We start from the raw sequence: 21,801 nt of genomic DNA on the forward strand, positions 1-21,801 counted from the left end.
CACCTGGTCGAGCACCTGCGAGGCGCCCCACGGTTTCGGATCGTTGAGGATCGCCGCCACTGCCCAGGTATGGCCGTTGCTGTCACGGCTGAAGCCGGCAATTGCCCGCACGGTGTTCAGCGTGCCGGTCTTGATGTGCCCTTCGCCGGTCATGGCGGTACGTTTCAGGCGCTTGCGCATGGTGCCGTCCATACCCACCAGCGGCATCGAACTCATGAATTCGGCAGCATAAGGGCTCTTCCAGGCGGCCTGCAGCATCGCGGCCATTTCCCGAGTGCTGACCCGTTCGGCGCGCGACAGGCCGGAACCGTTTTCCATCACCAGGTGCGGGGCGGTAATGCCCTTCTTCGCCAGCCACTGGCGCACCACGCGCTGGGCAGCGCGAGCGTCGTCACCGTCGGCATCGGTGCGGAACTGCGCACCAAGGCTCAGGAACAGCTGCTGAGCCATGGTGTTGTTGCTGTATTTGTTGATGTCGCGGATCACTTCCACCAGGTCTGGCGAGAAGGCACGGGCCAGCAGGCGAGCGCCCTTGGGCACGTTCTCGAAGCGGTCGCCACCCTGGATGCTGCCACCCAGCTCGTTCCAGATAGCGCGCACGGCACCGGCGGCGTAAGTCTGGTGATCGAGCAGTGACAGGTAGGTCTGCGAGTTGCAGCCGTCACCCAGCTGGCCGCTGACCGTTACGCTGATGCCATCGGCCTGCTGCACCGGGTTGTAGCGCACGTCACCCGAGCACTGTTTGGAGGCCACCGCCTTGACCTGGTTATCGATGCGGATGCTGGCAATCGGCGGTTCGACCGCGATGGTGACCTTGCCGCCATCGTTGCGGGCCACGAAACGCAGGGCCTTGAGGTTGACCAGCAGCGAGTCGGGCTTGACCAGGAACGGCTTGTTCACATCGCCGCCGTCGTCGTTGAACTGCGGCAGATTGGGCTGCACGAAGTGGCTGCGGTCCAGCACCAGGTCGCCGGTGATGGTGCGCACGCCATTGGCGCGCAGGTCACGCATCAGCAGCCACAGCTTCTCCATGTTCAGTTTTGGGTCGCCGCCACCCTTGAGGTACAGGTTGCCGTTGAGTACACCGTTGCTCAGGGTGCCGTCGGTGTAGAACTCGGTTTTCCACTGGAAGGTCGGGCCCAGCAGTTCGAGGGCGGCGTAGGTGGTGACCAGTTTCATGGTCGAGGCCGGGTTGACCGAGACATCGGCATTGAACACGGTCGGTGTGCCGGGGCCGTCAAGCGGCAGCATCACCAGTGACAGGGCAGAATCCTGCAGCTTGTTGGCCTTGAGGGCCTGCTGCACCTTGGCAGGCAGCGTGGTGTTGACGGCGGCGGCCTGGCTGGGCAGGGCGAGTGGCAACAGCAGGCCGGCAAGAACGAGGGGACGAAGCGTTTTGATCATGATCGATAAATACCCTACGGCGAGGGAAAAGGGCATTGGGGCTGTAAGGGATGATGGCCCCAGGGTGAAAGAATACGCATTATGCCCCAAGCGCAGCGACGATGCGCCACGTTCGACGGAAAAGCACCCCCAATAAAAAAGGCCACCCCTTGGGGTGGCCTTTTCAGCGATCGAGCCGGGCCGGTATTACTCGGCCTTGTTGATCGGCTTTTCCGGGTACCAGGCGTCCAGCAGCGGGCTGACTTCGATCTTGGTCAGTTCGCTACGGCCTTTGAGCCAGGCTTCAACGGCTGCACGCTGTTCTTCGCTGACCGAGCCACGTTTGACCGAGCACACCAGGCCGAAATCGTCACCGCCTACATAGTCCAGGCCATTGGCATCCATGGCTTCTGCCAGGAACGCGTCGAGGAAAGCATCGATTGCCTGGTCATCCAGATCTTCCTTGAATTCCAGGTTCAGCTCGAAGCCCAATTCCTGAAACTCGTCGACACACAGCTTCTTGCGCAGACGACGGGAGCGGTTTGTGGCCATGAAACAATCCTCTTAGGTAATAACGCCGCGCAGTCTACCAGTTAACACGCGTGGCTGCCTGCCTGTGTGCAGGTGCCTGTGGCCAGTTCCTTGGCCAGGGCACGTTCTACCCGGCGCATATGTCGCGCCAGTGCCTGGCGCCGCAGGCGCAACTGGGCGGTAGGCAAGCCGCTTGCTTCCAGGGCTTCGCAGGCCTTCATCAGTGCGGGGGCTTCCAGCATCCGCGCGGCGCTGAGCACCTTGTGCGCCTGTTCGGCAATGGCATCGCTGTCGTGCTGCGGATTCAGTGCCATCAAGGTGGCCAGGTCGGCCTGCAGGCTCTGCTGCAACGCCTGCAGGAAGCGCTGGCGGTCGTTCGGGTCTTGGCCGACCACTGTGGCCAGGCCGTCCAGGTGGTACAGCTTGCGCCGCGGTTTGTGTTGGCGGTGCGGGCGTATGCCGGCCAGGCGCTGGCTGAGCGTGCCCAGGCTGATCGGCTTGAGCAGGCAGTCGTCCATGCCGGCGCTCAGGCACTTGCGGCGTACCTCCGGCTGTGCGTTGGCGGTGTAGCCGAGAATGGTGCAGCGCGGCCGCTTGCCATGGCGTTCCTCGGTGCGTACGGCGGTGGCCAGCTGGTAGCCGTTCATGTGCGGCATGTTGCAGTCGAGCACCAGCACATCGAAGTCGCCCGCCCGCCAGGTGGCCAAGCCTTCGCGACCGTCGCGGGCGCTGGTGTGCTTCAGCCCCAGGTAGCCAAGCTGCTGTGCCATCAATTGCAGGTTGGCTGGATGGTCGTCGATCACCAGCACGTTCAGCCTTGGGTCGGGCACATCGAGGTTCTCTATCTGCCGGGCCGGCTGCGCCGCAGCGTCAACCCGCTGCAGCGGCATCTTCAGTCGCACCTGGGTGCCGACATCCTCCAGGCTCTTGATGGTCAGGCTGCCGCCCATCATTTCGCACAGGTTGCGACAGATGGCCAGGCCCAGCCCGGTACCCGCACGGGCGCTCTGGCTATGCGGGTTGGCCTGGATGAACGGGTTGAACAGGCGTTGCAGGTCATCTGCGTGGATGCCGATGCCGCTGTCGCGTACTTCCAGCTCCAGCACGGCAGGGGTGGTGGTGCCGTCGTCCACCAGGCCGACGCAGATGCGCACCTGGCCATGCTCGGTAAACTTGATGGCGTTGCTTACCAGGTTGGACAGGACCTGCTTGAAGCGCAGGGGGTCAAGCAGGGCATGGCAGCGTGCGGCCGGTGCGATCATAACCTCCAGGGCCAGGCCTTTCTGCCGCGCCTGGCCTTCGAAAATGCGCCCCACCGATTCGACCAGGGCTGCAAGGTCGACGGCCTCCGGGGCAAGGGACAAGTGCCCCGACTCGATGCGCACGATGTCGAGGATATCGCCGATCAGGCCCAGCAGGTCCTTGGCCGAATGATGGGCCAGTTCCAGCGCGCTGCGGTCTACCCGGCCTTGGTCGGCGCGCTTGACTGCCAGTTCGAGCATGCCGATGACCGCATTCATCGGGGTACGGATTTCATGGCTGATGGTGGCCAGGAACGTGCTTTTGGCGCGGTTCGCATCGTCGGCCTGCTGCTTGGCCTGGCGCAGCTCCATGACCAGATGGCGGCGTTCGCTGATGTCGATCCAGCCACCGATGATGCCCTGTACCACACCCAGTGAGTCGCGGTACGGCAGAATCCAGTGGTAGATGGTCATTTCCCGGCCCTGGATCCGTAATGGCCGGTCCATGATCAGTGGCGAGCCTTCGGCCATCACCTTCAGGTAATCGGCGTGGATCTGCCGGGTCTGCTCGCTATCGGCGAACAGGCTACCCTCCAGGTTCTTGCCGATGACCTCCTCGGACCGGGCCTGCACGGCTTCGAGGTAGCTGTAGTTGCAGCTTTGCAGGCGGCCCTCGCGGTCACGCACGTACATGGGGTGGGGTGTGCCGTTGAGCAGGGCGCGCATGAATGCCAACTGGTCGTTCAGCGCCCGTTCGGCACGTTGCCGTTGGCGAATCTGCAGACGCAGGCGGGCATTCCACAGCAAGGCCAGGAGCAATAGCACGGCGGTGCCCAGTACCACTTGAATCGCCAGCCTGCGGTAGCCGTGGTCATTGCCATCCTCGTGCAGGCTGAAGCCGCGCCAGCGGTTGTTGATGACCCCCAGTTCTTCCGGCGAGATGCTCAGCAGCGCCTTGTCGAGGATCGACACCAGCACCTGCGATGGGGCACTGGTGGCCATGGCGAAGTTGGCGGGTTCGCTGCCGACGGTGGCCCGGATGACCAGTTCAGGGTTGCCGGCCAGCGCGTGGTTGGCGTCGATCAAAGTGGTGATCACTGCATCGACGGCACCGCTGTTGAGCAACGCCATGGAATAGAACGAGCTTTCGGTCTCGACCCAGCCGATTTGCGGATAGTGCCTCGACAGCATGGCGTCCATGGCGCTGTAGCGGGTGATGGCGATGCGATGACCCTGCAGTTGTTCCAGCGAGGTGAGGGGTTGTTTGTCCTTGCGGCTGACCAGCACATAGGCGCTTTCAAGGTAGGGCTGGCTGATTTGCAGGTCGTCTTCGTTCACCCCGCCGGTCGCCAGTGCAGCGATGACATCGGCGCGGCCATCCTTGAGGCGGGCAATCATGTCGGCAAGGCCGCTGGCGCGCTGTACCTCGAAACGCAAGCCGGTGCGCAAGCGAAGGAGTTCGAGCAGGTCAGCGGTGATGCCGCGAAAATGCCCCGAGCCATCGAAATACGAGACAGGTGCAGCGGTGTCATCGATTGCCACACGCATCACCGGGTGGTCCTTCAGCCATTGTTCTTCGGTGTCGGTCAGTTGCAGCTTGCGGTCGGTCAGCAGTTGGTCGCTACCAGCGCTCCAGCGTTTGAAGATACTGGCGCGTATGGCCGAAGTCTGTCTGTCCAGGGTGGCGTTCACCATCTGCATCAGCACCCTGTCCTCGTGGCGCAGGGCAAAACCGAAGCCGATGGCTTCGTGCTTGCCGAAACTGGCCATGCGCAGGCGTGGCAGGTGGCCGCGATTGAGCTGGTAGTGGGTGGAAATGGTATCGCCGATGAACACGTCGGCCTGGCCGAACGCCACGGCACTCAAGGCCTCGCTGGATGAGCCGAAGGCCAGCAGCTCGGCCTTGGGGTAGGCGCTTTTCACCTCCTGCCGCGGCAGGTAGTGGTAGAGCATGCCCAGGCGCATGCCGGCCAGGCCCATGTCCAGCGCCCGGCTTTCGTCCTCGCGGGTTACCAGCACCGGTTGGTCGATGGCATAGGGGTGCGACAGGGCAAGGCCATCGCTGGCCGCTTCGTAGCCATTGGCGCTGCCAAGCAGGTCGATATCGCCCTGGCGCAGCGCCTCCACCGCCGCTTGCCGGCTGGAAAAGCGCAGCACACGCACGGGCAACTGCAGGGCGTTGCCGATCAGGTTCGCATACTCGGCGGTAAGGCCTTGGTAGTCGCGGCCCCCACTGGTGATGTCGAATGGTGGGTAGTCCGGTGCCGAGGTACCCAGCACCAGTTCCTGACGGCCTTCGAGCCATTGCCGTTGCTCGTCGGTGAGCGCAGGCAATGCCGGCCTGGCCGATGAGCGTGCCAGCAAGGTATAGGATGAAGCTTCGTGGTGGGTCGCCTGTGCCACGCTGCTGAACAGGAGCAGGGTGAACAGCAGGCGAACTATGAGCTGCGCCATGACTACCCTCAGACCAGCGCGTTGCGTTTGGCCATTTCAATCAGGTCGACCAGCGTATTGACCTGAAGTTTGTGCATGAGGCGCTTCTTGTAGGTACTGACGGTCTTGCTGCTGAGGAACATGCCCTTGGCAATTTCCTTGTTGCTGCGGCCTTGGGCGAATAGTTGCAGTACCATCAGTTCGCGGTCATTTACCTGGCGGAAAAGTTGCAAGTCGGCATCTACCGCATGGTCATGCTTGATTGCCTGGCTGGGGAAATAGTTGTAACCAGCCAGCACGGCCTTGATTGCACTGAGCAGTTCGCTCAGGTCTTCCTGTTTGCACACATAGCCTGCAGCACCCGAGTGCATGCAGCGTACGGCAAACAATGCGGGAGATTGCGCGGTCAGTACCAGCACCTTCAGAGGCAGGGCCATGGCCTGGAACCGGGCAAGCACCTCCAGCCCGTCCAGCTTGGGGATGCTGATGTCGAGGATGACCAGGTCGGGCGAGGTTTCGCGAATCATCTGCATGGCGTCAACGCCGTTGTCCGACTCGCCGACAACCTTGTAATTCTGGTTTTCCAGCAACATACGAACGGCCAGGCGGATGACGGGATGGTCGTCGACGATAAATATGGAATGCATGTTCAACTTCCCTGCGGGCGATTGAGGATGACAGGCGGCACCTTATCGCAGTTGAAAGTCATCGGGCATGCGAGGAAGGGCTATTAGCCCTATATGGGAAATGGCTTACAAGATAAAACAATTCGGGCTACGAGCCAGGCACATTTAACTCAATGTCAAAACGTGATTGGTAACTTTTCATTTATTTTTATTCGTGTTGTTTAACTTGTCGCCAGTGTATGTAGGAAGTTTCCCACAAAGTACGGTGCAACTCCGGGCAATGCCCGGGTTGCACCGTCAGGGCTCAAGTCGGGCTGGAGCGCCCGGTCATTTCCCGGGCCATTTCGCTGGCATAGCTGTCGGTCATCCCGGCGATGAAGTCGATCATGCGCAGGAAGGCGCTGTGCAGCGAGCCGTGCGGGTCGGGGGCATTGTTGCCGATCAGGTCCAGTACCCGGCGGCTCTTGAACGAGGGTGTGCGCCCACCGTGCTGCTCGAGGGCCGCCCCGCAGAAGGTGTTCAGCAGGATCTCCAGCGTGGTGTAGGCGCCGATTTCGTGCAGGGTCTTGCGCTTGTCCTGGAAGATCTTGTTGCGTGCCATGGCCTTGGCCTGCAGCACGCAGCGCTTGGCCGGGCCGTGCATGTGTTCGACCAGGTCGCCCGCAAGCTGGCCGGCCAGCAAGGCCTGCTGCTGCTCGACGAAGGCGCGAGCGGCAGCGTTGGTCAGGTGCTCGATGGCCTTGCCGCGCAGGATCGCCAGCTTGCGCCGCCGGGAGTCGCCAGGGCCGAGCTGGCGGTAGGTTTCCGGCAGGTCATCGCCGACCAGGTCGAGCAACAGCGCTTCGACTTCAGCGTACTGCAACAGCTCCATTTCCAGGCCGTCTTCCAGGTCGATCAGCGCGTAGCAGATGTCATCCGCAGCCTCCATCAGGTAGACCAGCGGGTGGCGCGCCCAGCGCTGGTGTTCCAGTTGCGGCAGGCCGAGCTTGCGGGCGATCTGCTCGAGCAGCGGCAGCTCGCTCTGGTAACTGCCGAACTTGTGCTTCTTGTAGCCCAGGGCGTCGGCGTGGCGTGCGCTCCATGGGTACTTCAGGTAAGTACCGAGGGTGGCATAGGTCAGCCGGGTACCGCCGTCGAACTGGTGGTATTCCAGCTGGGTGAGTACGCGAAAGCCTTGGGCGTTGCCTTCGAAGTTGAGGAAGTCGGCGCGCTCGTCGTCGCTCATGTCGTCCAGCCAGCCACGCCCGGCGGCCTGCTGGAACCAGTGGCGGATGGCGTCTTCGCCAGAGTGACCGAACGGTGGGTTGCCGATGTCATGGGCCAGGCAGGCCGACTGCACGATCATCCCCAGGTCGCTGGGGGCGCACCAGTCCGGCAGGCTGTCGCGCAGGGTTTCGCCGACGCGCATGCCCAGCGAGCGGCCAACGCAGCTGACTTCCAGCGAGTGGGTCAGGCGTGTGTGGATATGGTCGTTGCTGGAAACAGGATGCACCTGGGTCTTGCGCCCGAGACGGCGGAAGGCTCCGGAGAAGATGATGCGGTCGTGGTCCTTGTGAAAGGGGCTGCGCCCGAGTTCATCGGCGCTGTACAGGGCTTTGCCCAAGCGTTCGCGGGTGAGCAGGGTGTGCCAGTCCAAGGCGCGGTCTCCTGTGGATCGAGGGGTATAGCTTCCGGTGTCCGGAAGGGCAGCGCAAGGGGTAAGCCTGTAAGGGCCCTATCGCCGGCAAGCCGGCTCCCACAGGAATCGCACATGGCGTGAGACCGATGCGGTCGAGGTGGGAGCCAGCATGCCGGCGACAGGGCCGGTGCTGTCGACGGAAAACGCTCAGGGGCGGCGGCTGCCTTGCAGGTACAGGCGCAGCAGCGGCAGCAGGCCGGTGCCCAGGCGCAACAGCCGCGCCAGGTTGCCGCTGCGCACACCTTTGCCGGTGAGGAAGCCCAGCGCCACCACGGCGCCAATCCCCCACAGTGGCGCATGCTTGATGCCCAGCCCGTCGTGCAGCGAGCTGCCCATGCCGCGCACGCGGCGCAGCGGCTCCAGCAACTGCGCGGACTCGTGGCGGATTTCCTGGCGGTGCATTTCCATGCGCAGGCGCAGCAGCGCCTTACGCAGTTCACGCGGGTTACGGGTGTTTGGCAGTTCTGGCAGGCTCATGGCAACAGGCGCTCCCGGTCCTTGGCAAGTTCCTCTAGGGTGGCGCCGAAGGGCGACGACTCGTCGAACACCGCTGCTTTCAGGCGCAGGCCGCAATACAGCGCGGCGATGCCGTAGAACACGCACAAGCCGATGATGCCGGCCAGGCGATAGCTGTCCCACAGCAACACCAGCAACAGCCCGGACAGCGCCGTCAGCAGCAGCAGGGCGAATACCAGGGCCAGGCCAGCGAACAGCAGCAAGCTCAATGTGCGACCCTTCTGCTCCTGCAACTCGATGCCGAACAATTCGATATGGCTGTGCAGCAGCCCCAGGGCAGCCGCGCCCAGGCGCTTGCCCGAGGCGCTGGCGCCGTTGGCGTCGTTCTCCATGGGAACCCCTTAGCGCCGGTTGGCCAGCAGGCCGATCAAGAGGCCGACGCCCGCGGCAATGCCGATCGCCTGCCATGGTTTTTCCTGCACGTACTGTTCGGCACTGCCCAGTGCTGCGTGGCCGCGCTCGCGCACCGAGTCCTGGGTCAGCTGCAGGTTTTCGCGGGCCTGGGCCAGGCGATCGTGGATCTGTGCGCGCAACTCGTCAGCCTGGTCGCCGGCCAGGTTGGCGGTGTCGGCCAGCAGCTTCTCGGTATCGCGGACCAGTGCCTGGAAGTCAGCCATCAATATCTCTTGTGCAGTCTTTGCCGATTTGCTGGCCATGGGTGTCTCCCTGTCGATGGATGTTGGTAGTTCGAGTGATAGCAAGCGCGGAAGGTTCAAGTGCCGGCGCTGGTATGGGCCTTGCTAAGCCTTTGCCACGTTGCGGGGCGCCCCAGGCGGGTATTGCGCCGATTCAGGGCGCCAGCGCAGCGGATACCGATAAACCTTAACCCAATCCACGACAAACCCAAGAAAAAACCACGCAGGCTCCGCCCGGCTCACCGAAACAGGGCAGGGGGCTGGCACCGATTCGGTGCAGGGATGCAGGTTCTTGAACTGTCCTGGTGCCTTTTTCAGCAGGTCTGCCTATTTCATGGAAAACATGCACAGCGCGATGGACTCCCTGGTCCACGGTTCCAACACCCTGTTCATTCTCATGGGCGCCATCCTGGTGCTGGCCATGCACGCCGGCTTCGCGTTTCTCGAAGTGGGCACGGTGCGCCACAAGAACCAGGTCAACGCCTTGTCGAAAATTCTCAGCGACTTCGCTATCTCGGCACTGGTGTACTTTTTCATCGGTTACTGGATCGCCTACGGTGTCAGCTTCTTCCAGCCGGCGGCGGCGCTGGCGGCCGACCATGGCTATGCGCTGGTCAAGTGCTTCTTCCTGCTGACCTTCGCCGCGGCGATCCCGGCGATCATCTCCGGGGGTATCGCCGAGCGGGCGCGCTTCGTGCCGCAACTGTGTGCCACGGCGTTGATCGTGGCGTTCATCTACCCGTTCTTCGAGGGCGTGGTGTGGAACGGCAACCTGGGCGTTCAGGCCTGGTTGCAGGCACGCTTCGGCGCGCCGTTCCATGACTTTGCCGGCTCGGTAGTGGTGCATGCCATGGGCGGCTGGCTGGCGCTGGCGGCGGTGTTGCTGCTGGGCGCGCGCCGCGGGCGCTACCGCGATGGCCGGCTGGTGGCGTTTGCGCCGTCGAGCATACCCTTTCTGGCATTGGGGTCGTGGATCCTGATCATCGGCTGGTTCGGCTTCAACGTCATGAGTGCCCAGACGTTGCAGGGTGTCAGCGGCCTGGTGGCGATCAACTCGCTGATGGCCATGGTCGGTGGCACCCTGTCGGCCCTGCTGGCCGGCCGTAACGACCCGGGCTTCCTGCATAACGGGCCGCTGGCCGGGCTGGTGGCGGTTTGTGCAGGTTCCGACCTGATGCACCCGATCGGTGCGCTGGCCACCGGCCTGGTGGCGGGCGCGCTGTTCGTCTGGACCTTCACTGCGGCGCAGAACCGCTGGAAGATCGACGATGTGCTGGGTGTGTGGCCGTTGCATGGTCTGTGCGGTGTGTGGGGCGGCCTGGCCTGCGGCATCTTCGGCCAGGAGCTGCTGGGTGGCATGGGCGGTGTCAGTCTGGCCAGCCAGTTGCTGGGCAGCCTGATGGGCGTGGTGGTGGCACTGGCTGGCGGTTTTGCCGTGTATGGTGCAATCCGCGCGCTGCACGGGCTGCGCTTGAGCCATGAGCAGGAGTTCCAGGGCGCGGACCTGTCGCTGCACCGTATCGGCGCCACCAGCCAGGATTGAGCCACGTCAGGTGCACGGGGGGCAGGACGGACCTAGAATAGGTTTCTCCCTATCAAATCGGACTTGCCCCCATGCTGCCTGAATGCCAACTGTTCGGCACCCTCGGCTGCCACCTGTGTGAAGTGGCCGAGGCCGTGCTGATGCCCTTCGTCGACCATGGCCTGCTGGTGGAGCTGGTCGACATTGCCGAGAACGAAGCCATGTACGAGCGCTATGGCCTGATCATTCCGGTGCTGCGCCGCTGTGACAATGGCGCCGAGCTGCACTGGCCGTTCGATGCCGGACAGGTGGTGGCGTTTCTCGAGCAGTAACAGCGCCAGGGGAGGTTTGTCCCTGCTCCATGCAGTGTGCTGCGTTGTGATGATCCGCTGCCGGCACGTTGAGGCCGGCATCCATCACCGGTCATCAGGAATCCAGCCATGCGCATTTCTCCCCATTTCACCCTCGATGAAATGACCATTTCGCAGCTCGCCGCCAGGGAAGGGCTCGACAACAATCCTCCCGCTGAAGCGCGTGCCAACCTGCAGTTGCTGTGCAATGCACTGGAGCAGGTGCGTGCGTTGTTCGGCGCACCAATCATCGTCAGCAGCGGCTATCGCAGCCCCGCAGTCAACCAGCGTATTGGCGGGGCGTTGACGAGCAAGCATCTGCAGGGGCTGGCGGCTGACTTCACGGTGATTGAAGTGAGCCCGCGCGAGGTGGTGCGCCGTATCAGCGAAAGCGCCATCCCCTTCGACCAGCTGATCCTCGAATTCGATAACTGGGTGCACCTGGCTGTGTCGCGTAGCGCCCCACGACGCCAGGTGCTGACCATCCGCAAAGGCACCGGCTATCTGCCGGGCCTGCAATGAAGCGCATTGACGGCGGCAAGGGGATGTTCGTATGCTGTATATAAGTACAGTATCGAGGTAAAGCCATGCTCAATGTCGAGCAACTCAAGTACAGCGTCAACCGCATGCCCGTCGAGCGGGTGGCCGACGCTGTTCTGGAACTGCGCCTCGAAGGCTTGGTGACCGACGACCGCACTCCGTTCGGCAAGGTCCATTTCAATACCTGCTTCGCCGAAATCGAGGCCCTGTTCCAGCGTGCCGGCTACCACCGTGGGTTGGACGTGGTGGGTTACCAAGGGTTGCTCTATGCCCTCTACGACCCGGGGCGATGGGAGCCGGTGCAGGTGTTGCGCTGGCTGAAGGAGCGCTGCGAGGCCATTGCCAAGGCTGGTTGAGGGCGCGGGCTTGGGGGATAATGCGCGGCCGTGAACGTTTCGAGCCCTGCCATGACCACGCCTTTCGACCCCGCCCGCCAGCAAGCCAGCACGGTGTGCCTGCCTCCCGGTAACTGGGCGACGGTGCTTGACTGCCTGTGTGACCATTTCAAGGCCATCGACCGCGCCCAGTGGCTCGACCGCTTTGCCCGTGGTCGGGTGCTGGATGCCGAGGGGCGGGCGGTTTCTGCCGAACTGCCTTACAAGCGCGGTATGCGTTTGCATTACTTCCGTGAGGTGCCGAACGAGCGGCCGATCCCGGTGCAGGAGACCGTACTGCATGTGGATGAGCACCTGGTGGTAGCCGACAAGCCGCATTTCCTGCCAGTGACGCCGACAGGTGAATACGTCGAGCAGACCTTGCTGCGCCGCCTGATCCGCCGCCTGGGCAACCCGCATCTGGTGCCGTTGCACCGTATCGACCGGCACACTGCCGGGCTCGTGCTGTTTTCCGCCAACCCGCAGAGTCGCAGTGCCTACCAACGGTTGTTCCCCGAACGGCGCATCGACAAGCGCTACCAGGCCATTGCCGCGGCCATGCCGCAGCACGATTTCCCGCTGGTGCACAAAAGCCGCCTGGTACATGGCGAGCCGTTTTTCCGCATGCATGAGGTAGAGGGGGAGGCCAACAGCGAAACCCTGGCCGAAGTGCTGGAGAAAAATGGCGAGCTGTGGCGTTACGGGCTGTCGCCGGTGACTGGCAAGACCCATCAACTGCGTGTGCACATGGCGGCATTGGGGGCGGGGATCTGCAATGACCCGTTCTATCCGCAGTTGCTAAACGAAGAGGATGATTACCAGCGGCCACTGAAGTTGCTGGCGCAGAGCCTGCGCTTTGCAGACCCGCTGAGCGGGGAAGAGCGCTATTTCGAGAGCTGCTTGCAGCTGGATTGGTAGTCTGGACGGGGTCGTTGTAGGAGCGGCCTTGTGTCGCGATGGGCCGCTCCTACAGGGCCCTAGCGGTTGAACCGCTCCACCAGCGAGTACTGGGTACCCGCCGTGCTGGTCAGCTCTTCGCTGAGCAGCGCCGAGTGCTGGGCCTGTTCGGCAGTCTGGTCGGCCAGGTCGGCAATGGTGCTGATGTTGCGGCTGATCTCGTCAGCCACTGCAGTCTGCTCCTCGGTCGCTGCAGCAATCTGGGTGGCCATGTCGGTAATGTTGGCCACCGCTTCACTGATGCCCACCAGCGCCTCGTCGGCCTGCATTACACGGTCGACGCCTTCCTGCGCCTGGCGATGGCCGGTTTCCATGGTCAGCACGGCATTGCTGGCAGTTTGTTGCAGCTTGGCAATCAGGCCGTGAATCTGCCCGGTGGATTCGGCAGTGCGCTGGGCCAGCTGGCGCACTTCGTCGGCCACCACGGCAAAACCTCGGCCCATTTCACCGGCACGTGCCGCTTCGATGGCGGCGTTCAACGCCAGCAGGTTGGTCTGGTCGGCGATGCCCTTGATCACGTCGACCACCCCACCAATCTCATCGCTGTCCTTGGCCAGTTGCGTAACCGTCTGGCCGGTCTCGCCCACCGCCGCCGACAGGCGTTCGATGGCCTCGCGGGTTTCACCGGCAATCTGCCGACCCTGGCTGGTCAGGCGGTTGGCTTCCTGGGTGGCATCGGCGGTGCGCTGCACGTGGTTGGCCACTTCCTGGGTGGTGGCGGCCATCTGGTTGACCGCAGCGGCAACCTGCTCGGTCTCCACCCGCTGGCGCTCCAGGCCTGAAGAGCTCTTGTGCGCCAGCGCGTCGGATTGGCGCGCCTGTTCGCTGAGGTGTTCGGCGCTGTCCTGCAGGCGGGTCAGGCAGGTTTTCATGCGCGCGTCCTGGCTGAGCATGGCCATTTCCAGGCGCGCCTGCACGCCACGGCTGTCGGTGTACATCTGCGCGATCAGCGGGTCGGAGGTGGTCTGTTCGGCCAGGCGCAGCAGGCGCTTGAGGCCGCGCTGTTGCCAGCTCAGGCCCAGCAGGCCCAGCGGTACGGAAAGCCCGGCAGCCAGGGCGAAGCCCCAGGAATGGCCCAGCCAGTTGCCGATCAGGAAGCCTACCTGGCTGATCAGAATGAACGGCAGCCAGTCCTGCAGCACCGGAAGCCACTTGTCCCGGCGTGGTATCGGCGGTTTGCCCTGGTTGATGCGCTGGTACAGCGCCTCGGCGCGACGGACCTGCTCGGCGGTAGGTTTGACCCGCACCGACTCGAAGCCGACCACCTGATTGTTGTCGAAGATCGGCGTGACGTAGGCGTTGACCCAGTAGTGGTCACCAGACTTGCAGCGGTTCTTGACGATGCCCATCCACGGCTGGCCCTGCTTGAGGGTTTGCCACATGTGGGCAAATACCGCTGGCGGCACATCCGGGTGGCGTACCAGGTTGTGCGGCGCACCGGTCAGCTCTTCGCGGGTGAAACCACTGATCTCGATGAAGGCATCGTTGCAGTAAGTGATCACACCTTTGGCATTGGTGGTGGAGATCAACCGCTGCTGGGCAGGGAAAGTCCGTTCTCTCTGGGTAATCGGCTGGTTGTTACGCATGGGTTGATAGTCCGCAGGGCTTTCGACAGATATCGGCAAGCCGCTGGTTTTATTGAATGAATAATTAATGTGCTTGATCTATAGCAATAAGCCATCACGTGATCTGGTTTACCCAGCGAGCACGTTCAAGCAAGTTAGCGTCATTATTGCGTTTTTACTGCTTTTCATGACGGATAGGTCGAATGATGACCGATTAGCTAGCCAAGAGCCAGCATCGGGTAGCTGAACAGGGTGAAGTGCACCAGGTTAAGGGCGAAATGGCAGAGTACCGCCGCCGCCACACCGCCCCAGCGGTACGCCAGCCCGTAGCCGATTCCGGCAAGGGTGGCCAGGTACACCCATTGCCAGCCGGCTCCCAGGTGGGCCAGGCCGAACAGCAAGGCGGCGGCGAACAATCCTGCCCCTTGGTGGCGCAGCAGCCGTTGCAAGCCGGCCTGGATGTAACCGCGGAACAACAGCTCTTCGGTCAGGCTTACCAGCAGCAGGTTGTTCAGCAGCCAGAGCCAGGCTTGGTCGGGCCATTTCGGGGCCCAGGCCAGCATGCCCAGTGCCCAGGCACCGCCCAGGCATGCAAGCAGGGTCAGGGGCAGGGCATACAGCAAGCTGCTGGCCAGGCCCTGGCTGCGCCACAGGAACAACCAAGGGCAGGCCAGCAGCAGCCAGGCGCCGATCAGTGGTTTGTCCAGGTTCAGGTACATCGTGAAGGGCAGGGCGCCGGGGCTGAGGACTACGCCGTCGATGACCTTGGCTGCGTTGTAGCCGGGCAACCAGTGCAATGCCAGGGCAATGGCCAGCAGGATGAACACCGTGTGGCCGAGGGCTTGTTGCCAGCGCTGGGGGCGGCGAGCGAGCAGGGCGCTGGCAAGCAGGGCGAGAAAGGTGGGCAGGGTGGTGATGCCGAGGTTGCCGTGGCTCAGCGCAAGGGTGTAGCCAAGCGCCAGGAGTAAAAGTGCGATCAGGTGGAGGCGAGGCACAAGTGGTCCTTCTGATTGAACGATGTTGGGTCTGCTGCGCGGCCCATCGCCGGCACAGCAGCCCCAAGCATACCCGCCTCAACCAGCAATCAGCTGGCGCAACACATAATGCAATATTCCCCCGGCCTTGAAGTACTCCACTTCATTCACGGTATCGATCCGGCATAGCACCTCGATCTGCTCCTGCTGCCCATCCTCGCGGGTGATGCGCAAGGACAGGCTCATGCCCGGGTGGATCTGTGCGCCGTCCAAGCCCAGCACATCGATCTTCTCCTTGCCGGTCAGTCCCAGTTGCTTGCGGTTGTGCCCGGCCTTGAACTGCAGCGGCAGTACGCCCATGCCTACCAGGTTGGAGCGGTGAATGCGCTCGAAGCTTTCCGCCAGTACCGCCTTGACCCCCAGCAGGTTGGTACCCTTGGCTGCCCAGTCGCGGCTCGAGCCGGTGCCGTACTCCTGGCCGGCGATCACCACCAGGGGGGTGCCTTCCTGCTGGTAGCGCATGGCCGCGTCATAGATCGACAGCTTCTCGCCACTGGGCACGTGCAGGGTGTTGCCGCCTTCTTCGCCCGCCAGCATTTCGTTGCGGATGCGGATGTTGGCGAAGGTACCGCGCATCATCACTTCATGGTTGCCACGCCGCGAGCCGTAGGAGTTGAAGTCGCGGGGCTCCACGCCCTGCTCACGCAGATAGCGCCCGGCCGGGCTGTCGGCCTTGATGTTGCCGGCTGGCGAAATATGGTCGGTGGTCACCGAGTCACCCAGCAGCGCCAGGATCCGCGCACCCTGGATGTTGGTGATCTGCGGGGGTGGCCCGCCGATGTTTTCGAAGAACGGCGGATGCTGGATATAGGTGGAGTCGGCCTGCCACACGTAGGTGGCCGCCTGCGGTACCTCGATCGCCTGCCACTGTGCATCGCCGGCGAACACCTCGGCGTATTCCTTGTGGAACATCGCCGTGTCGACCTTGGCCACGGCAGCGGCGATTTCCTGCTGGCTGGGCCAGATGTCGCGCAGGTATACCGGCTGGCCATCCTTGCCGGTGCCCAGCGGGTCGCGGGTCAGGTCCAGGCGCACGCTGCCGGCCAAGGCATAGGCCACCACCAGCGGCGGCGAGGCCAGCCAGTTGGTCTTGACCAGCGGGTGCACGCGGCCTTCGAAGTTGCGGTTGCCCGACAGCACCGATGCCACCGTAAGGTCGGCGCTGGCGATGGCGTTTTCGATCGCTTCATCCAGCGGGCCGGAGTTGCCGATGCATGTGGTACAGCCATAGCCGACCAGGTCGAACCCCAGTTGGTCCAGATAGGTGGTGAGCCCGGCGGCCTTGAAGTAGTCGGTGACCACCTTGGAGCCTGGCGCCAGTGAACTCTTGACCCAGGGTTTGCGTTGCAGGCCTTTTTCCAGAGCCTTTTTTGCCACCAGCCCGGCGGCCATCATCACGCTGGGGTTGGAGGTATTGGTACACGAGGTGATCGCGGCAATCACCACGGCGCCATCGCGCAGGGTGTGGGTCTGGCCTTGATGACTGTAGTCGATCTCCCCGGCCTGGTCGGCGTTGCCCACTGCCACGCCGCCGCCACCTTCGCTTTCCAGGCGGCTGACTTCTTTGGCCAGCGGTTTGGGTTGCAGTTCGATGAAGTGGTCGAAGGCCTGGCTGACCTGGCCCAGGGCCACCCGGTCCTGCGGCCTTTTTGGCCCTGCCAGGCTGGCCTCGACCTCATGCATGTCCAGCGCCAGGCTGTCACTGAACAGTGGCTCCTGGCCGGGCTGCCGCCACATGCCCTGGGCTTTGCAGTACTGCTCGACCAGTTGCACGGTCGCTTCGGGGCGGCCGGACAGGCGCAGGTAGTCCAGGGTCACCTGGTCGACCGGGAAGAAGCCGCAGGTGGCGCCGTATTCCGGGGCCATGTTGGCGATGGTCGCACGGTCCGCCAAGGGCAGCTCGGCCAGGCCGTCGCCATAGAACTCGACGAACTTGCCCACCACGCCCTTCTTGCGCAGCATCTGCGTCACTGTCAGCACCAGGTCGGTGGCGGTGATGCCTTCGCGCAGCTTGCCGGTCAGCTTGAAGCCGATCACTTCGGGTATCAGCATCGACACTGGCTGGCCGAGCATGGCTGCCTCCGCTTCGATGCCGCCCACGCCCCAGCCGAGCACGCCCAGGCCGTTGATCATGGTGGTGTGCGAGTCGGTACCCACCAGGGTGTCGGGGAAGGCATAGGTGCGGCCATCTGCCTCGCGGGTCCAGACGGTGCGGCCGAGGTATTCGAGGTTGACCTGGTGGCAGATGCCGGTGCCCGGCGGTACCACGCTGAAGTTGTCGAAGGCGCTCTGGCCCCAGCGCAGGAAGGCATAGCGCTCGCCGTTGCGCTGCATCTCTATGTCGACGTTTTCGCTGAAGGCCTGTGGCGTGCCGTAGCGGTCGACCATCACCGAATGGTCGATCACCAGGTCCACGGGTGATAGTGGGTTGATGCGCTGCGGGTCGCCGCCGGCCTTGGCCATGGCTGCGCGCATGGCGGCCAGGTCGACCACGGCCGGCACACCGGTGAAGTCCTGCATCAGTACCCGCGCCGGGCGGTACTGGATCTCGCGGTCGGAGCGTCGCTCGCCCAGCCATTGGGCGAGGGCGCGCAGGTCGTCGCCGGTGACGGTCTTGCCGTCCTCCCAGCGCAGCAGGTTTTCCAGCAGCACCTTCAGCGACATGGGCAGGCGTTGCAGGTCGCCCAGTTGGCGGGCGGCCTCGGTGAGGCTGAAGTAGTGGTAGGTCTTGTCGCCGACCTGTAGGGGTTTGAGGGTATTCAGGCTATCGAGCGAGGGCATTGCCAACTCCTTCTGCGCCGGTGCCTGGCAACATTTGCCGGTGGCACCGCTCTGTATCGATCCGCACGGCACGGACCTGGCTGAAAGGTCAGGTTAGACCGCTTTGCGCCACCTGACCCTTTTCTGGACCGGCGGGGCGTGTCGCAGGTTCCGATCTTCCTTTATCATCGCCGCCCTGCCGGCGCCTGTGGCGCGCCAGCCGTAGTGGAGTGAGAGATGAATACCCTGTTCATGCATTGCCGGCCCGGTTTCGAGGGTGAGGTGTGCGCCGAAATCAGCGAACATGCCGCCCGCCTGGGTGTTGCCGGCTATGCCAAAGGCAAGCCGCAAAGTGCCAGTGCCGAGTTTGTCTGTAGCGAGGAGGGCGGTGCCGAGCGCTTGATGGGGGAACTGCGCTTCAACCAGCTGATTTTCCCGCGGCAGTGGGCCCGTGGCGGTTATGTCGAACTGCCGGAGAGCGACCGCATCAGTGTGCTGCTGGCACACCTGGCCGGGCTCCCGGTGTTCGGCAGCCTGTGGCTGGAGGTGCTGGACAGCAACGAAGGCAAGGAATTGTCCACCTTCTGCCGCAAGTTCGAGGTGCCACTGCGCAAGGCCCTGGAAAAGGCCGGCCGCCTGGTCGACGACCCCAGCCGCCCGCGCCTGCTGCTCACCTTCATCAGCGGTCGCCGGGTTTTTGCCGGTGTTGCTCCGGCCAACAACAGTGCGCTGTGGCCCATGGGCATCCCGCGCCTGAAATTCCCCCGCGAGGCGCCCAGCCGCTCGACGCTCAAGCTGGAAGAGGCCTGGCACCAGTTCATCCCGCGCGAGCAGTGGGAGCAGCGCCTGGGCGATGACATGACCGGCGTTGACCTGGGGGCTTCGCCGGGTGGCTGGACCTACCAGTTGGTGCGCCGGGGCATGCTGGTGACCGCCATCGACAACGGGCCGATGGCCGAAAGCCTTATGGATACCGGCTTGGTCCAGCACCTGATGGCCGACGGTTTCACCTGGCAACCGAAGCAGCCGGTGGACTGGATGGTGTGCGATATCGTCGAGAAGCCGGCGCGTACCACCTCGCTGATCGAGACCTGGCTGGGCGAGGGGTTGTGCCGTGAAGCTGTGGTCAACCTGAAGCTGCCGATGAAACAGCGCTATGCCGAAGTACGCCGGCTGCTCGACCGCATGGAGGCGACCTTCAAGGCGCGCAAGATCAAGGTGTCGATTGCCTGCAAGCAGCTGTATCACGACCGCGAGGAAGTGACCTGCCATCTGCGCCGGATGGACTTGAAACCGCGCTAGTACAGCGAACCGCTTTGTTCTTTTACTTGCTCTCGCTCTCGCTCTCGCTCTCGCTTCGGCTTTTGCTTTTAAGCGCGCGATAGTTCAGGCGCCGCCGATTGCGACTTCAGGAGGCCGAGCGAAGGGACTGCGGAGGGAGGTGACGGGCATGGATGCCCGTCAAGCGCTGAGGCCCCATGGATGGGGCCTGCAGCGCGTACTCCCGGGAGCAGGCCCGTAGCGAGGGAACCCCGGAGCGTAGCGTAGGGGCCGGATGATAGGAGCCAGCGTTTTTTGGTTACTTTTTGTCGCGTTTGACAAAAAGTGACCCGCCGTAAGGGCGGAAAGGTGAATAAGCGCCACCTTCGAAAATGAATGTTGACCTTGTTGTTGATGCCCACGCTTGAAAGCGAAGAGCGAAGAGCGAAGAGCGAAGAGCGGAAAAGTACTGGTCTTGAGTTCGCACATAGTCCATTTACGATGGCGACGCATACTCACCTTTTCGCCCTTACGGCGAGTCACTTTTTGCCAAACGCGGCAAAAAGTAACCAAAAAACGCTGCGCTCCCATCATCCGGCCCCTGCGCTACGCTCCGGGGTTCCCTCGCGCCGGTCTTGCTCCCGGGAGTACGCGCTGCAGGCCCCATCCATGGGGCCTCAGCGCTTGACGGGCATCCATGCCCGTCACCTCCCTCCGCAAGACCTCTGCTCGGCCTCCTGAAGTCGCGAAGATCAAGATCAAGATCAAGATCAAGAACAAGAACAAGAGCAAGAGCAAGAGCAGGGCGCGTCTTCACAGGCGGTGCTTGGTCCACGTCGCGCGATGCGCGACAATAGCGATCATTTGCGGAGTCCCCCATGACTGATTTCACCCCCGACGCCATCCTCGACGCCACCGGCCTGAACTGCCCGGAACCGGTGATGATGCTGCACCAGCACGTGCGTAACCTGGCCGCTGGCGGCCTGCTCAAGGTCATCGCCACCGACCCCTCGACCCGCCGCGACATCCCCAAGTTCTGCAACTTCCTCGGCCACGAACTGCTGCAGCAGCAGGAAGACGCCGGTACCTTCCTGTACTGGATCCGCAAGAAAGCCGACTGAGCCGCTCTGGAACACACCCGGCGTTGCGCCTACACTGCGTTCCCCAGACAGGAGAGCGCCATGCTGATAGTTGCCGACGAGAACATCCCGCTGCTCGATGCCTTCTTCCAGGGGTTCGGCGAAATCCGCCGTTACCCCGGCCGAAGCCTCGATGCCGCCAGCGTAAAGGACGCCGACATCCTGCTGGTGCGCTCGGTGACCAAGGTCGACCGCCAGTTGCTCGAAGGCAGCCGCGTGCGCTTTGTCGGTACCTGCACCATCGGCACCGACCACCTCGACCTGAACTACTTTGCCGAGGCTGGCATCCACTGGAGCAGCGCACCTGGCTGCAATGCCCGCGGCGTGGTCGATTATGTGCTGGGCAGCCTGCTGACCCTGGCCGAACTGGATGGCGTGGCACTGCCCGAGCGCGTGTATGGTGTGGTGGGTGCGGGTGAGGTAGGTGGCCGCCTGGTGCGGGTGCTGCACGGCCTGGGCTGGAAGGTACTGGTATGTGACCCGCTGCGCCAGGCCGCCGAGGGCGGTGACTACGTCAGCCTCGAGACCATCCTGCAACAGTGCGATGTGATCAGCCTGCACACCCCCTTGCAGCGTGGCGGCGAGCACCCGACCTGGCACCTGCTGGGCCAGGCGCAGCTGGCGCAGTTGCGCCCCGGTGCCTGGCTGGTCAATGCCAGCCGTGGCCCGGTGGTGGACAACGCCGCCCTGCGCGAACTGCTGCTGGACCGCGAAGACCTGCATGCGGTGCTGGATGTGTGGGAGGGGGAGCCGCAGGTCGACCTGCAACTGGCCGACCTGTGTACGCTGGCTTCGCCGCACATTGCCGGCTACAGCCTCGACGGCCGCCAGCGTGGTACGGCGCAGATCTACCAGGCGCTGTGCCGCTTCCTCGGTGTGGATGAACAGGTGCAACTGGCCGACCTGCTGCCCCGGCCGCCGCTGGCTCAGATCGAGCTGGATGCCAGCACCGACCCGGCCTGGGCCTTGGCCACCTTGTGCCGTGCGGTATACGACCCACGTCGCGACGATGCCGATTTCCGCCGCAGCCTCAGCGACGACCCGCAGCAGCAGCGTGCAGCGTTCGACCAGTTGCGCAAGCAGTACCCGCCACGGCGCGAGATAGAGGGGCTGATGGTGCGCTTGCGCGGGGAGTCGCCGCAGTTGGCGCAGCTGGTAAGTGCCTTGGGTGGGGTGTTGGTCTGACAGCCTTTTGAAAGCTGTACCGGCCTCTTCGCGGGTAAACCCGCTCCCACAGGAACCCCCACAGCTCAAGGC

General features: G+C 63.5%; 19 protein-coding genes. 8 read left to right on the forward strand and 11 right to left on the reverse strand.

The window, feature by feature from the left end:
- From dacB to ACK1U9_RS14945, 8 genes are all read right to left on the reverse strand, one after another.
- Window positions 1–1,404 (reverse strand): D-alanyl-D-alanine carboxypeptidase/D-alanyl-D-alanine endopeptidase (dacB, locus tag ACK1U9_RS14910; RefSeq protein WP_449109983.1); only part of this gene is annotated, 1,404 nt, incomplete at its 3' end.
- A gap of 186 nt (window positions 1,405–1,590) precedes the next feature.
- Window positions 1,591–1,935: a YggL family protein gene (locus ACK1U9_RS14915; protein ID WP_004376110.1), complete on the reverse strand. Its 345-nt coding sequence runs from the start codon at window positions 1,933–1,935 to the stop codon at window positions 1,591–1,593.
- Window positions 1,936–1,976: 41 nt separating this feature from the next.
- The gene (locus ACK1U9_RS14920) at window positions 1,977–5,609 is read right to left on the reverse strand and encodes an ATP-binding protein (RefSeq protein ID WP_108481431.1); all 3,633 of its coding nucleotides are present in this window, start codon (window positions 5,607–5,609) and stop codon (window positions 1,977–1,979) included.
- 8 nt (window positions 5,610–5,617) lie between these two features.
- On the reverse strand, window positions 5,618–6,235 hold the full coding sequence (locus ACK1U9_RS14925) for a response regulator transcription factor (protein WP_046616274.1): 618 nt from the start codon (window positions 6,233–6,235) through the stop codon (window positions 5,618–5,620).
- A 283-nt stretch (window positions 6,236–6,518) separates the two neighbouring features.
- Window positions 6,519–7,850, reverse strand: coding sequence for a deoxyguanosinetriphosphate triphosphohydrolase (locus ACK1U9_RS14930; protein WP_085601519.1), 1,332 nt, complete (start codon window positions 7,848–7,850; stop codon window positions 6,519–6,521).
- Between the two features lie 189 nt (window positions 7,851–8,039).
- Window positions 8,040–8,369 (reverse strand): hypothetical protein, encoded by a 330-nt coding sequence (locus ACK1U9_RS14935; RefSeq protein ID WP_046616272.1) that lies wholly within the window; start codon window positions 8,367–8,369, stop codon window positions 8,040–8,042.
- Window positions 8,366–8,740, reverse strand: a complete 375-nt coding sequence (locus ACK1U9_RS14940) for a phage holin family protein (RefSeq protein WP_013971683.1) — start codon at window positions 8,738–8,740, stop codon at window positions 8,366–8,368. Before ACK1U9_RS14940 ends, ACK1U9_RS14935 begins: the two co-directional genes overlap by 4 nt.
- Window positions 8,741–8,749: 9 nt before the next feature.
- Window positions 8,750–9,064 (reverse strand): DUF883 family protein, encoded by a 315-nt coding sequence (locus tag ACK1U9_RS14945; protein ID WP_046616271.1) that lies wholly within the window; start codon window positions 9,062–9,064, stop codon window positions 8,750–8,752.
- 313 nt (window positions 9,065–9,377) lie between these two features.
- Here ACK1U9_RS14945 and ACK1U9_RS14950 point away from each other — a divergent pair, with 313 nt between their 5' ends.
- The 5 genes from ACK1U9_RS14950 to ACK1U9_RS14970 all read left to right on the forward strand — a co-directional run bounded on the left by ACK1U9_RS14950 (window position 9,378) and on the right by ACK1U9_RS14970 (window position 12,747).
- Window positions 9,378–10,586 (forward strand): ammonium transporter, encoded by a 1,209-nt coding sequence (locus tag ACK1U9_RS14950; protein WP_046616270.1) that lies wholly within the window; start codon window positions 9,378–9,380, stop codon window positions 10,584–10,586.
- 71 nt (window positions 10,587–10,657) lie between these two features.
- Complete coding sequence (locus ACK1U9_RS14955; RefSeq protein WP_085601521.1) at window positions 10,658–10,897, forward strand: glutaredoxin family protein; 240 nt, start codon at window positions 10,658–10,660, stop codon at window positions 10,895–10,897.
- 108 nt (window positions 10,898–11,005) lie between these two features.
- Complete coding sequence (locus tag ACK1U9_RS14960) at window positions 11,006–11,437, forward strand: D-Ala-D-Ala carboxypeptidase family metallohydrolase (protein ID WP_046616268.1); 432 nt, start codon at window positions 11,006–11,008, stop codon at window positions 11,435–11,437.
- Window positions 11,438–11,502: 65 nt separating this feature from the next.
- Window positions 11,503–11,811, forward strand: coding sequence for a hypothetical protein (locus ACK1U9_RS14965; RefSeq protein ID WP_046616267.1), 309 nt, complete (start codon window positions 11,503–11,505; stop codon window positions 11,809–11,811).
- 51 nt (window positions 11,812–11,862) lie between these two features.
- A complete protein-coding gene (locus ACK1U9_RS14970; RefSeq protein ID WP_046616266.1) occupies window positions 11,863–12,747 on the forward strand; it encodes a pseudouridine synthase in 885 nt (294 codons plus the stop codon).
- 59 nt (window positions 12,748–12,806) lie between these two features.
- Here the strand turns inward: ACK1U9_RS14970 and ACK1U9_RS14975 are convergent, their stop codons facing one another.
- The 3 genes from ACK1U9_RS14975 to acnA form a co-directional block, all read right to left on the reverse strand.
- On the reverse strand, window positions 12,807–14,372 hold the full coding sequence (locus ACK1U9_RS14975) for a methyl-accepting chemotaxis protein (RefSeq protein WP_046616265.1): 1,566 nt from the start codon (window positions 14,370–14,372) through the stop codon (window positions 12,807–12,809).
- A gap of 197 nt (window positions 14,373–14,569) precedes the next feature.
- Entirely contained in the window at window positions 14,570–15,346 is a 777-nt protein-coding gene (locus tag ACK1U9_RS14980; protein ID WP_135002943.1) for a CPBP family intramembrane glutamic endopeptidase, read from the reverse strand.
- 78 nt (window positions 15,347–15,424) lie between these two features.
- Window positions 15,425–18,166, reverse strand: coding sequence for an aconitate hydratase AcnA (gene acnA, locus ACK1U9_RS14985; RefSeq protein ID WP_449109984.1), 2,742 nt, complete (start codon window positions 18,164–18,166; stop codon window positions 15,425–15,427).
- 216 nt (window positions 18,167–18,382) lie between these two features.
- Between acnA and rlmM the strand changes: the two genes are divergently transcribed.
- The 3 genes from rlmM (at window position 18,383) to pdxB (ending at window position 21,729) form a co-directional block, all read left to right on the forward strand.
- A complete protein-coding gene (gene rlmM / locus ACK1U9_RS14990) occupies window positions 18,383–19,447 on the forward strand; it encodes a 23S rRNA (cytidine(2498)-2'-O)-methyltransferase RlmM (RefSeq protein ID WP_085601524.1) in 1,065 nt (354 codons plus the stop codon).
- Between the two features lie 836 nt (window positions 19,448–20,283).
- Window positions 20,284–20,526: a sulfurtransferase TusA gene (gene tusA / locus ACK1U9_RS14995; RefSeq protein ID WP_003248727.1), complete on the forward strand. Its 243-nt coding sequence runs from the start codon at window positions 20,284–20,286 to the stop codon at window positions 20,524–20,526.
- A gap of 60 nt (window positions 20,527–20,586) precedes the next feature.
- The gene (pdxB, locus tag ACK1U9_RS15000; protein WP_046615831.1) at window positions 20,587–21,729 is read left to right on the forward strand and encodes a 4-phosphoerythronate dehydrogenase PdxB; all 1,143 of its coding nucleotides are present in this window, start codon (window positions 20,587–20,589) and stop codon (window positions 21,727–21,729) included.
- The last annotated feature ends 72 nt before the right edge of the window (window positions 21,730–21,801 follow it).

This window comes from Pseudomonas sp. XP1 (assembly GCF_053557675.1).

Excerpts from the sequence above, each read along its gene's own strand:
- ACK1U9_RS14950 (WP_046616270.1), top strand. The coding sequence starts at position 9,378 with ATGGAAAACATGCACAGCGCGATGGACTCCCTGGTCCACGGTTCCAAC.
- ACK1U9_RS14975 (WP_046616265.1), bottom strand. The coding sequence starts at position 14,372 with ATGCGTAACAACCAGCCGATTACCCAGAGAGAACGGACTTTCCCTGCC.
- acnA (WP_449109984.1), bottom strand. The coding sequence starts at position 18,166 with ATGCCCTCGCTCGATAGCCTGAATACCCTCAAACCCCTACAGGTCGGC.
- ACK1U9_RS14960 (WP_046616268.1), top strand. The coding sequence starts at position 11,006 with ATGCGCATTTCTCCCCATTTCACCCTCGATGAAATGACCATTTCGCAG.
- ACK1U9_RS14915 (WP_004376110.1), bottom strand. The coding sequence starts at position 1,935 with ATGGCCACAAACCGCTCCCGTCGTCTGCGCAAGAAGCTGTGTGTCGAC.
- ACK1U9_RS14945 (WP_046616271.1), bottom strand. The coding sequence starts at position 9,064 with ATGGCCAGCAAATCGGCAAAGACTGCACAAGAGATATTGATGGCTGAC.
- tusA (WP_003248727.1), top strand. The coding sequence starts at position 20,284 with ATGACTGATTTCACCCCCGACGCCATCCTCGACGCCACCGGCCTGAAC.
- ACK1U9_RS14955 (WP_085601521.1), top strand. The coding sequence starts at position 10,658 with ATGCTGCCTGAATGCCAACTGTTCGGCACCCTCGGCTGCCACCTGTGT.
- ACK1U9_RS14920 (WP_108481431.1), bottom strand. The coding sequence starts at position 5,609 with ATGGCGCAGCTCATAGTTCGCCTGCTGTTCACCCTGCTCCTGTTCAGC.
- ACK1U9_RS14970 (WP_046616266.1), top strand. The coding sequence starts at position 11,863 with ATGACCACGCCTTTCGACCCCGCCCGCCAGCAAGCCAGCACGGTGTGC.
- ACK1U9_RS14965 (WP_046616267.1), top strand. The coding sequence starts at position 11,503 with ATGCTCAATGTCGAGCAACTCAAGTACAGCGTCAACCGCATGCCCGTC.
- pdxB (WP_046615831.1), top strand. The coding sequence starts at position 20,587 with ATGCTGATAGTTGCCGACGAGAACATCCCGCTGCTCGATGCCTTCTTC.
- rlmM (WP_085601524.1), top strand. The coding sequence starts at position 18,383 with ATGAATACCCTGTTCATGCATTGCCGGCCCGGTTTCGAGGGTGAGGTG.
- ACK1U9_RS14925 (WP_046616274.1), bottom strand. The coding sequence starts at position 6,235 with ATGCATTCCATATTTATCGTCGACGACCATCCCGTCATCCGCCTGGCC.
- ACK1U9_RS14935 (WP_046616272.1), bottom strand. The coding sequence starts at position 8,369 with ATGAGCCTGCCAGAACTGCCAAACACCCGTAACCCGCGTGAACTGCGT.
- ACK1U9_RS14940 (WP_013971683.1), bottom strand. The coding sequence starts at position 8,740 with ATGGAGAACGACGCCAACGGCGCCAGCGCCTCGGGCAAGCGCCTGGGC.